The sequence below is a fragment of the Bartonella sp. TS25HLJMH genome, from assembly GCF_042193505.1.
GTDB classification, from domain to species: Bacteria; Pseudomonadota; Alphaproteobacteria; order Rhizobiales; family Rhizobiaceae; genus Bartonella; species Bartonella grahamii.
Genome location: NZ_JBHILV010000113.1, coordinates 320 through 562, shown reverse-complemented (window position 1 = coordinate 562; position 243 = coordinate 320). Strand labels below are relative to the sequence as shown.

1 protein-coding gene is annotated in these 243 nt (G+C 40.7%); it reads left to right on the top strand.

Annotated elements, in window-relative coordinates; translation table 11 throughout:
- Positions 1-243 (top strand): helicase-related protein (locus ACFINF_RS09545; protein WP_375620634.1); only part of this gene is annotated, 243 nt, incomplete at both ends.

The following is a 243-nucleotide window of genomic DNA, read 5'->3' as shown; positions in this document are numbered from 1 at the left end:
ATAAAATTATCAAATCTCATATTGATGATTTCCTTCAAACCGTTCCCTTTCTAAACTGTGAAGTAAGACATATTGACGGAACGCAAAGTGTCAAAAAACGCAATGAGGAACTGGATTGGCTTAAAGAAGATGCGGGTCAAAATGTTTGTCGGATTTTAAGCAATGTTCGGTGTCTGTCTGAAGGAATTGACGTCCCTGCTCTTGATGCGATCATGTTCTTACACCCGCGCAATAGCCAAGTGG